This window comes from Bacillus cereus group sp. N6, assembly GCF_016483705.1.
In the GTDB taxonomy this organism is placed as follows: domain Bacteria; phylum Bacillota; class Bacilli; order Bacillales; family Bacillaceae_G; genus Bacillus_A; species Bacillus_A wiedmannii.
Genome location: NZ_JAEHBI010000182.1, coordinates 1 through 786, shown reverse-complemented (window position 1 = coordinate 786; position 786 = coordinate 1). Strand labels below are relative to the sequence as shown.

Sequence of the window (786 nt, the reverse complement as noted above, 5' to 3'; positions counted from 1 at the left end):
AAGCGGAGTTGCCATTCCGCCAGTCACTACAATTGCAATTGTTCCACCAATAGCACCACCAATTAATAGGAACGTACCTACTCCTCCACCAATTCCCCATCCTAATACGTTGTCAAGATAGGCTTTTTGAGAGCCACGTAGGCTTTCAATTTCACTTTTTAATTGTGGAATCATTGCGTTTTTTCCTGCTAAAATGGTTGCCAATCCAGCTTTACCATCTGCTCCATCTACATCATTTTTAAACTGCGTTGAATCTGTATATAGTTTATTCTTAAATTCTTTTAACGTCTTTATGACGTCATCTACTTCTTTTGAATTTGCGTTAATTGTTGTATATAAGTCTTGTAATCCCTCTTTTAATGTAGGGGTATCATTCTGTTTAGCAGCACTTGCAATTGTATTATAGTAATTTTGAAATTGCGTATTATAGTTTACAATATTACGTGCGGTCTTTTGGATTTTTGGTTTTGCCACGTCCATCCAATAATTAGCGTTGGTAATACTAACATTTTGATCATTATGGATTTTCTTGACTAACAGGTCCCCATCTGCTCCTAGATCTATACCCGATAAGTTTACAATGGGTTGTTTAATCATTGTACTAGCATATACATTCATAACAAGCATATGCGATCCAGTTTTCGCTAAGGCTTCTTTCATTCCATTTGGTCCTAATGCATATGCACTGTTTTGTTGTTCTTGTACAACTTTTTCTTGTGCAAAAACATGTGTAGATGGGATGATATTACCTGCTGCTATGGCGGCTATCATTGCAGTTGCAGATAG

1 protein-coding gene is annotated in these 786 nt (G+C 36.6%); it reads right to left on the bottom strand.

Annotated elements, in window-relative coordinates; translation table 11 throughout:
* Window positions 1–786: ClyA family alpha-helical pore-forming toxin (locus tag JDS99_RS30770; RefSeq protein WP_199696482.1), on the bottom strand; the 786-nt coding region annotated here is incomplete at both ends.